The organism is Acinetobacter sp. AKBS16 (assembly GCF_002899995.1).
GTDB classification, from domain to species: Bacteria; Pseudomonadota; Gammaproteobacteria; order Pseudomonadales; family Moraxellaceae; genus Acinetobacter; species Acinetobacter baumannii.
Genome location: NZ_POYH01000043.1, coordinates 21,005 through 30,190, shown reverse-complemented (window position 1 = coordinate 30,190; position 9,186 = coordinate 21,005). Strand labels below are relative to the sequence as shown.

Sequence of the window (9,186 nt, the reverse complement as noted above, 5' to 3'; positions counted from 1 at the left end):
CTGCTCACTGGCTACCGACCATGTGTATGAATCGAGTCATGTATTTGATTCCACGTATGGACGGTCATATTGTGTGCGGGTCAAGCATGGCACATCGTGGTTTTGACACGTCTACTGACGAAACCACCCAGCACAATATTTTGGAAGCATGTTTAGAAATGGTACCTGAACTGGCCGATTTCCCGATCGTACATCGCTGGGCAGGTCTCAGACCAAGTTCACCAAATGGTGTTCCCTATATTGGCAAAATGCCTGAAATGGGCAACCTCTGGGCAAACTTTGGTCATTTTAGAAATGGTTTGTGTATGGGCTCAGGTTCTGCGCAATTGCTCCGTCAGCTTATGCTCGGTCAACCGACCTTAGTTGATGCCAAAGCATATTCACCAGAGCGTTTGCAAAATAAAATCTTAGCCTGAGGCGAGTATATTCTCTAAAGCCATTTTTAATTGAGGATAAGCAAACTCAAATCCTTCTGCTTGTAAGGCTGCGGGTTTGACGTATTGCCCATTTAAGATCAATTGCGACTGCTCTCCTAACAAACAGCGAAAAACTGTACTAGGCGCCGACAACATTGGTTTCTTATTCAAAACTTTGGCAGCTTGTTCAACAAATACCTTTTGGGTCACATTTTCTGGTGCCACCACATTGTGAATTTGAGCAGATTGAGGATGCTTGAATATAAACTCAATTGCGTTTAATACGTCTTCAATATGTACCCATACTACAGGCTGACGTCCGTGACCAATTTGACCGATTAAATTGAGTCGAATAGGAAGCAACATTTTAGGCAAAATGCCACCGCCCTGCCCAAACACTACGCCTAAGCGAATAATTTTAGTGTTTTGCTGAGCGTCTGCTAACGCTGCGCGTTCCCACTCTTGGCAAAGCTGAGACATGAAAATGGGCTGTGGCGAGCTTTGTTCAGTGCACACCTCTGTCCACTTTTCTTGAGCATCTATACCGTAATAACCAATTGCAGAACCAGAGACAATCACTTCAGGAAAAATTTGAGATTGCTTGAGCCATGCATACAGTTTTTGGGTCGTATTTACACGGCTTTCAATGAGTTGTTTTTTACGTGACTCAGTCCAGCGTTTCTCACCAATATTTGCACCGGCCAAATTCACCACATAATCAATTTGACGGGTCGAAATATCTTCGAACTTTTGTACCCACTGCAAGGCAGGATGGTCAGATTTCTTTCCAGCCTGCCGTGTCACAGCAACCACGTTATAATTTTTTTGTAGCAGGCACCTAATTAAATGCGTTCCAATAAAGCCACTGGCACCTGTGATTAATACATTCTTATTCATATTTCCTCCAAAACCGAGGACAGCAGTTTTTAATTGATATAGTTATAAAATTTAATAACGATCTAATCGTATCAGTTTTTGTGGTGAGTTATGACGCATTAAACATTTTGTTTGCCATGCGCTGGGCTTGTTTGCCATAAAACCAATAGGTAATTAAATAAAGCGGAATAGCTAACATTAAAAGCATAATGACCATAATGCTTAAGAACTGAGGCTGTTTGAGGTAAAGCATAAAGTTTTGCAAAATCTCAGGGTCTTTTCTTGAAAATAAAAACAGACCAAATAAAACACCACACAAGTTATAGCCCCAAAATATGAGAGTAAAACCTAAAGTAAATTTCTTTTTTTCTGGTACTGTCGGTGCACGGCGTTCTTTCTTTAAAAATCTAAATAAGACAAAAATCATTGCGCCTAAATATGGAACGGCTGTTAAAATACCGCCTACACTCGCTGGTAATAGTGCTGCAATCACACCGACAATTAAGGTTAGCACGATGCATAAAGCAAAAAACCAGAGAAAGTAAGAACGTAATTTGGTCATATTTTTGCCTAATTTATGGGTTCAAAAAAATAATTATAAATTTTTTTCGATTTTTTTTCATTTTTCTGTCAACCAATCCTGATCTCTTAACGTTATATAGGGTAACAAGGTCGCAGCAACCGAATACTTCCTTTGCACGGCATCCGCAAAATTGTTTCGGTGACCTTTCATTACGACTCTTTCTTCCTTCGGATTAGGTTTTGTTAGCAGCCGAAACCCTTGATGAAGTTTTTGACCGACGATTCTCTCATCACTCGAATCGTCGGTTTTTATTTTCTAGTACTTTCATTTATTTTACGCTCACCATACACAATAGTGCTTTCGTGGCTATAAAGGCTATGCGTATACTTTTTACACCATAAAAATATGATTTAAATAATATGAACAATATTGCCTATTTTGAAATCCAGTCTTCAAACCCTGCCCGCGATGCGCAGTTTTATCAAGCTGTGTTTGGTTGGCAATTTAAACTCGATGAAAGCTTACCGATTGAATATTACCGCATAGAGACACCTTCAATTATGGGAGGACTCTTAAAACGCCCTGCTCAAACACCGCCAATGGAATATGGCACCAATGCATTTACTTGTTCGGTTCAGGTGGAAAACTTCGATGAAGTGGCTGCAAAAATTTTAGCGCAAGGTGGCATTGTGGCAATGGATAAATTCGCTATTCCGGGCCGCGCTTGGCATGGTTACTTTGTCGATTTAGACCACAACGTTTTTGGTATTTTTCAAGTCGATGAAAATGCAGCTTAAAGATTTTATTTAGCCTATTTATTTTAATTTATAGCCACCGCTTTTATCGGTGGCTATTTCATATGAATTATTCAGCAAAGCTAAAGCTGGCTTCACATGTAATTGGAAAATTTACCGAATTGGCAATCATACATTCGTGATGTGCTTCTTCATGTAGTTTTGCTGCAAGCTCTTGGTCAGCACCTTTTTCTAAAACAACCTCGGGCCTTAAAATAATTTGGGTAAAGTGACCACGTTTGACCGGATCTGTATCTTCCATAAAACCAAGTGCATGATCGACATAACTCACAACGTGAATATGATTGACTGCACAAAGGTGTAAATACCAAAGTTTATGACAAGCAGAAGCTGACGCAACCAATAAATCTTCTGGGTTCCATCTGGTCACATCACCTAAATAGGCAGGGTCTGATGAACCTTGAATAGTCGTCTTTTGAGGATGCTGAATACTAAAGTCGCGTTTATATGAACGATAAGAGGAAGTGCCTGTACCAGTATTGCCTTCCCACTGTATTTTTACTTCGTATTTATGAATAGCCATTTTGTTCTCAAAGTTCATGGTTTGACCTGATAGTAACAAAGCAGAGCTTAAGGAGACAAAATAATTCAGATTTCATTGCTGGCTTAAATAACAAGCACTTTAAAATGTCTTGATAAAATCTCCTGCCAATTTATGCTAACGTATCTGTGTTTATTTTGGCTTGATGTCTGTTTCTATGTCCGTACATTTTCTACATACTTCTGACTGGCATTTGGGGCAGTTTTTTTATAATCATTCACGATACTACGAACACCAACAATTTTTAAGCTGGTTGCTCACTCAAATTCAAGAAAAACAACCGCATGCCCTGCTTATTGCTGGCGATATTTTTGATGTTATTAACCCGGGTTCACAAGCACAAAAACAACTCTACCAATTTTTAGCAGATGCCCATCGTATTGCACCGCACATGCAAACACTCATGATTGCGGGTAACCATGACTCAGGCTACCGTATTGAACAGGTTGAACCGCTTTTAGAAAAATACAATGCAAAAACCGTAGGTGTAGTTCGCTGGAATGAAGATAAAACCCTAGATCTCGATCGACTACTTTTACCTATTTATAATCAAAATCAAGATATTGTGGCGTGGTGCCTTGCCCTGCCTTTTTTACGCTCAGCCGAAATTACGGGCTTTAACGAACATACCACCAATAGCAAAAATGCGATTGCCTATTTGCACCAGCAGCTTATTGCCGAAGCCAAACGTCGTAAGACACCAGACCAAGCGCTTATCTTGATGTCGCATGCCCATATGCAAGGTGGGGAAACATCCGACTCTGAACGCCCTATTATTATTGGTAATGAAGAGGCGCTTTCAACGACATTGTTTGAAGATGCTGTCGACTATGTCGCTTTAGGGCACTTACATAAACCACAAAAAGTAGGCCAGCCGCACATTCGTTATAGCGGCTCACCCATTCCACTTTCTTTTAGTGAAATTAACTATAAACACCAAGTGGTTGAGGTCAAAATTGACCCTTCTCAAGATACGGACAACCGTTTGCAATTTGAAGCTGTGGAAATTCCGCGCTGCATACAATTGCACCGCATTCGTGGTGAGCTAAACGAGGTACTGCAACAACTCAAAGCCTTGCCTCACGGCGTGATTGAAAATATTGACCACCGTGAATATGTCGATATTGAATATTATAGTTTAACGCCGCCACAGCCGAATTTACGTCAGCAGTTTGAAGCAGCTCTACCACCTGACCGCTATCGTTTAGTGCGTATTTCACGTCAATATGTAAATAAAGACACGACTAATTCAAATACTACCCAGCACATTGCACTTGAACCGCCAACACCAGAAAAGCTCTTTCAAAATATCTGGGAAAAACAAGGTTACAGCGCCGATGATGCGGTCTTAAAAGATTTTCTGAGTCTGGTACAAGAAGCACAAAAACATCTTGAAAATGATGCAAGCCATTAAGGATATGCCATGAAAATTTTATCCATTCGAATAAAAAATCTGGCATCGCTTGCTGATGAACATTTTATTGACTTTGAAAGCGAACCTCTGGCCCATGCAGGTCTCATTGCAATTGTGGGGAAAACTGGCGCAGGTAAATCGACTATTCTAGATGCGATGTGTCTGGCTTTGTTTAATCGGGTTCCTCGCCTTAAAGACAGTGATGGTAAGTTAAAAGATGTTGATGGTTCCGAGTTACTGACCAATTCGCCTTTAACTGTTTTACGCCGTGGTACAGGACATGGTTTTGCTGAGCTTTGTTTTATTGCGCAAGATCAAAAACGTTATTTGGCTCGTTGGGAAATTAAACGTGCACGTGAAAACCCAAATGGTAAATTACAAAGTGTACAGCGCCACTTAAAATGCTTGACCGATGGTGTAGTACTTGCCGATAAAGCCAAAGCGGTTGATGAAAAAGTTAAGCAAATTACCCAGCTTTCATTTGAGCAGTTTACTCGTGCCGTATTACTTGCGCAGTCAGAAGTCACTGCATTTTTAAAAGCTCGAGACAGCGAACGTGGTGAATTACTTGAGTACCTGACCAACTCCAGCATTTTCGCCAAAATCGGTGAACTGGCTTTTCGTAAAACAGCCGATATTGCAAAGCAGCGTAAACAGCTGGAAGAGTTTTTAGGTCATATTGAAATTTTGTCTGATGAAGAGATTGCTACATTTACCGAGCAATACCAGCAAGCCGAACAAAACTATCAACAGTTAGAACAGCAAAAACATGTCTTAGACAAACAGCAACAATGGTTTGAACGTAAAGCAAAACTTGAGCAAGAAGTACAAGCTAAACAACAACAGTTTCAAACCCAGCAAAATCACCATCAACAACTGGCTAGTGAACGTGAGCAATTAAAACGTCTTGAAGTTTTCTCTGAAATACGCCCACAAGTTTTTCAGCAAGCTCAAAATTTACAGACCCTACAACAACTTGAGCCGCAAATTCAGCAAGCTCAAACCAAGTTTAATGAGTTGGTACAAATTTTTGAAACGGGACAAAAACAATATCAACTTGCAGAACAACAGCTCAAACAAACACTCGATTTTGAGCAACAGCATCAACATGCTTTAAATCAAGTTCGACAGTCCATTCAAGAACGCGCTTTTATTGCCGATGAATATAAAAAGTGCAAAGAAAAAAGACAGGTACTTGAGCAAAACCTAAGCCCACTACAACAGCAGCAAAACGCGGTACAACAGCATATTGCACAGCTTGAGCAGAACAAAATTCATCTACAACAGCAGCTGATCCAGACTCAGCAATATGCTGTATTAGATAAGGGCCTTTCAGCGCATCTTCATCAACTTGGGCAATTTATTCAAAATTACCAAGCAATTGAAGAACAGCTCGGTAACCCTACCCTTGCTCGCCAAAAGCTATCGGAAGCTAAAAGTGAACTCGAACAACTCACAGTTTCACTAGGCACCGTTGAACAGATTGAGTTAAAGCTTGAACAACAGCGTAAAGATAAAGATCAGAAACTTGCTCAAGTCACGCAGTTAGATCTGATTCAACAGAAAATAAAAATTTATCATGAGCTATATGCTGAGCTTCAGCAATTCACCGAAAAACATACTCAAGCCTCCGCGCAAGAAGAGCAACTTAAAACCGTTTGCCAGTTAGCTGAACAAGACTACCAAACAGCAAAAACTGAACGTGAAAAGTTACAGCACATCCTGCAACAGCAACGTTTACTACACACCGAAAATATTGAACAGTTACGGGCCAATCTTAAAGAAGGTGAAGCGTGTTTAGTCTGTGGAAGTACCCACCACCCTTACCGTATTGATGACAGTGCAGTTTCTAAGGCCTTATTCGATTTACAGCAACAGCAAGAGCACCAAGCTGTTGCACTCGAGCAAACTAAGTTTAATGTATGGCAAACCCAGCAACATGCACTTACCCAATGTCGTGCCGAGCTTGAACAAGTTCAGAAATATCTAGCTCAACTTCAAACAAAACAATCAAGCTTGCAGCAAGAGCTTAAGCAAGCGTTTAACCTCAATCAATTACACATTGAGCTTAATCAAGCTCCTGAACAAATCTTACAAACACTTAATGAGCTGAGACAAGCGACACAAACTGCCATAAGTTTATTTGACTCAGAAAATGTGCGTTTAACCCAAGCCATTAAACAACACAATCAGCTTGTTCAAACTATTCAGCGTAATGAAAGTTTGCTTAATACAGCACAGCAATGGCAACAACAAGTTCAACATATTGTCGAGTGTTTATCGGAAACCGAACAGCACGCATGGCAGCAAGCAAGTAGCCAAACAGCTAAGCAGACTTGGGCTATTCTTGATGCACGTGCTAAGCAACTTGAACAACAAGAACAGCTTTCACAGCGTTTTGAACAACAGCAGCAAGAACTTAAAATGCTGTCTGCTAGCCTTGAGCAAATGACCAAGCAAATTGATGAGATCGATCAAAATCTCCAAGAGATTACGCTTAAAGGCCAACAAAATAATGAAAAAGCGGTATCGCTCATTCAGCAAATGACGGGCCGTTCGGATATTAAGCCGCATGAATGGTTAATTGAGCATGACGCTAAACGTCAGCACCAACAAACGGCGTATCATGAGGCTAAACAGCGTTTCGAACAAACCAGACAACACTTTGAGCAGCAAAAACAGGCGCTCGATCAACTTAAACATCAGTATCAACACACAGAACAACATCAACAGCAGCTTGATGGGCAAATTCAAAACTGGTTAAAAGCCCATACTGATTTTCAGGCATCTGATCTTACAGCACTCATACAGATTAATTCAGCTCAAGAGCAAGATATTCGTAACCGTCTTAATCATGCCGAGCGTTTATTAAGTGAAGCCTCTTCTGCCCTTAAAACGATGCAAGAGCAATTAAGCGAGCACTTACAAACTCAGCCAGATATTGAATACGAAAAGCTCGTTACCCTCATTCAAGACAATATTGCAAAGCTCAAAGCTCAGCTTGAAGTGCGTGATGGACTAAAGCTGAAGCTTGAATTACATCAGCAAAACCTTGCCAAACAGCAAAAATACGCTGAACAAATTCAAAACATTCAACAAGAAGAACATCGCTGGAGCAAAATTTCAGGCTTGATTGGTGATGCCAAAGGTAAAGAGTTCCGTGACTACGCTCAGCAATATCACCTAGATATTTTAGTTGAACATGCCAACCAACAACTGGCGATGCTTTCTCAGCGTTATACGCTAAAACGTCTTGATCAGTCCTTAAGTCTTGCCATTATTGACCACGACATGGATGGAGAAACCCGCTCAGTTGCCTCTTTATCTGGCGGTGAGTCGTTCTTAACTGCCCTTGCCTTGTCTTTAGCGATTGCCAATATGGCATCGGGTTCAATGAAAATTGAATCACTGTTTATTGATGAAGGTTTTGGTACTTTAGATGCCTCATCTTTGCACATGGTCATGAATGCTTTAGACCAACTGCAAAATCAGGGACGTCAGGTCATTCTCATCTCACACATTCAAGAAATGCATGAACGCATTCCTGTACAAATTCAAGTGAAACCACTTGGCGCTGGTGCAAGTACCATTGAAATAGTGGGTTAAAACTAAAAAGCCCCGACATCCTGTCGGGGCTTTTTTAGATTCTGCGTTGGTATGACTCCTGTCGTACCTGTCTGCATCCATTCATGACTTTTTATTGTTATTCTTAGAAACATCCTGTTTCCTGATGAATTCATAGTACAAAAAAAGCATGGTCTGCCATAGCCGCAAAAGGCCGCAATTTCTGTAAGAAATCGCTTACATCAGCCTTTTTGCGAATAGTCTCTAGCCCCAAATAAAGCTGTGCCTACACGTACCATGGTTGAACCAGCGGCAATTGCGGCTTCTAAATCACTCGACATTCCCATACTCAATGTATCCCAGTCTTCTGGGTGAGCATGTTGGACTTTTACCGCATCAAATAATTTTTTGGCATCTACAAAAGCAGCTGTATTGTCAGGTGCCGGAATCACCATTAAACCACGTAACTTGATTTTCGGTAGTTGACTCATTTGAGCAACCAACTCAGCAACATCTTCCGGTGCACAACCATCCTTACTGTCTTGCCCATCAATATTGACTTGCAAACAAATATTAAGCGCAGCTTGGTCATCACCACGTTGGTTAGATAGGCGTTCTGCAATAATTAAACGATCTACCCCATGAACCCAATCAAACTGCTCGGCCAAATGCTTAGTTTTATTCCGCTGAACATGACCAATGAAATGCCATTCAATATCCAAATCCTGTAAAGCATCAATTTTATCTAAAGCTTCTTGCAAATAATTTTCGCCGAATGCCCTTTGCCCTGCTGCATACATTTCACGCAATCTTTCACTCGGATGAGTTTTCGATACGGCTAAAAGTTGCACAGTTTCAGGCGCACGCTGAGCAAGTTCACAAGCTGTTCTGATTTGCTGTAATACGTGCTGTCGCGCATCTTGCAGGTAATTCATTGACAAGGTTCTCATTTTCAAAAAACTTTTTTGCTTTTCACATAAAGCGAGGTGTTGGTAAGCCTCGGTGAAAGCCGTATATTATTCTACAAAATAATGACA

General features: G+C 40.8%; 8 protein-coding genes. 4 read left to right on the top strand and 4 right to left on the bottom strand.

Going from position 1 to position 9,186, the window contains the following annotated elements; genetic code table 11:
• On the top strand, positions 1-416 hold a 416-nt coding region (locus C1642_RS06635), incomplete at its 5' end, for an NAD(P)/FAD-dependent oxidoreductase (protein ID WP_146035316.1).
• On the opposite strand, the gene C1642_RS06630 is transcribed toward C1642_RS06635, so the two are convergent.
• A complete protein-coding gene (locus C1642_RS06630) occupies positions 408-1,313 on the bottom strand; it encodes a TIGR01777 family oxidoreductase (RefSeq protein ID WP_001039352.1) in 906 nt (301 codons plus the stop codon). The genes C1642_RS06635 and C1642_RS06630 overlap by 9 nt on opposite strands.
• An 88-nt stretch (positions 1,314-1,401) precedes the next feature.
• Positions 1,402-1,854: an ABZJ_00895 family protein gene (locus C1642_RS06625; RefSeq protein ID WP_000164152.1), complete on the bottom strand. Its 453-nt coding sequence runs from the start codon at positions 1,852-1,854 to the stop codon at positions 1,402-1,404.
• Between the two features lie 380 nt (positions 1,855-2,234).
• Between C1642_RS06625 and C1642_RS06620 the strand changes: the two genes are divergently transcribed.
• Positions 2,235-2,612 carry a VOC family protein gene (locus tag C1642_RS06620; RefSeq protein WP_001059437.1) on the top strand — a complete coding sequence of 126 codons (378 nt, stop codon included), beginning with the start codon at positions 2,235-2,237 and terminating at the stop codon, positions 2,610-2,612.
• A gap of 67 nt (positions 2,613-2,679) precedes the next feature.
• On the opposite strand, the gene C1642_RS06615 is transcribed toward C1642_RS06620, so the two are convergent.
• A complete protein-coding gene (locus tag C1642_RS06615) occupies positions 2,680-3,153 on the bottom strand; it encodes an OsmC family protein (protein ID WP_000974355.1) in 474 nt (157 codons plus the stop codon).
• A gap of 163 nt (positions 3,154-3,316) precedes the next feature.
• Here C1642_RS06615 and C1642_RS06610 point away from each other — a divergent pair, with 163 nt between their 5' ends.
• Together C1642_RS06610 and C1642_RS06605 are read left to right on the top strand one after the other, a co-directional pair.
• Positions 3,317-4,585, top strand: a complete 1,269-nt coding sequence (locus C1642_RS06610) for an exonuclease SbcCD subunit D (protein WP_031959194.1) — start codon at positions 3,317-3,319, stop codon at positions 4,583-4,585.
• Positions 4,586-4,594: 9 nt separating this feature from the next.
• Positions 4,595-8,191, top strand: coding sequence for an AAA family ATPase (locus C1642_RS06605; protein ID WP_103236096.1), 3,597 nt, complete (start codon positions 4,595-4,597; stop codon positions 8,189-8,191).
• Positions 8,192-8,391: 200 nt separating this feature from the next.
• On the opposite strand, the gene C1642_RS06600 is transcribed toward C1642_RS06605, so the two are convergent.
• Positions 8,392-9,084 carry a YggS family pyridoxal phosphate-dependent enzyme gene (locus tag C1642_RS06600; RefSeq protein WP_103236095.1) on the bottom strand — a complete coding sequence of 231 codons (693 nt, stop codon included), beginning with the start codon at positions 9,082-9,084 and terminating at the stop codon, positions 8,392-8,394.
• Positions 9,085-9,186 lie beyond the last annotated feature (102 nt).

What these genes read in the sequence shown, in the direction of transcription:
- C1642_RS06610 (WP_031959194.1), top strand. Translation starts at nt 3,317, where the DNA reads ATGTCTGTTTCTATGTCCGTACATTTTCTACATACTTCTGACTGGCAT.
- C1642_RS06615 (WP_000974355.1), bottom strand. Translation starts at nt 3,153, where the DNA reads ATGGCTATTCATAAATACGAAGTAAAAATACAGTGGGAAGGCAATACT.
- C1642_RS06620 (WP_001059437.1), top strand. Translation starts at nt 2,235, where the DNA reads ATGAACAATATTGCCTATTTTGAAATCCAGTCTTCAAACCCTGCCCGC.
- C1642_RS06625 (WP_000164152.1), bottom strand. Translation starts at nt 1,854, where the DNA reads ATGACCAAATTACGTTCTTACTTTCTCTGGTTTTTTGCTTTATGCATC.
- C1642_RS06605 (WP_103236096.1), top strand. Translation starts at nt 4,595, where the DNA reads ATGAAAATTTTATCCATTCGAATAAAAAATCTGGCATCGCTTGCTGAT.
- C1642_RS06630 (WP_001039352.1), bottom strand. Translation starts at nt 1,313, where the DNA reads ATGAATAAGAATGTATTAATCACAGGTGCCAGTGGCTTTATTGGAACG.
- C1642_RS06600 (WP_103236095.1), bottom strand. Translation starts at nt 9,084, where the DNA reads ATGAATTACCTGCAAGATGCGCGACAGCACGTATTACAGCAAATCAGA.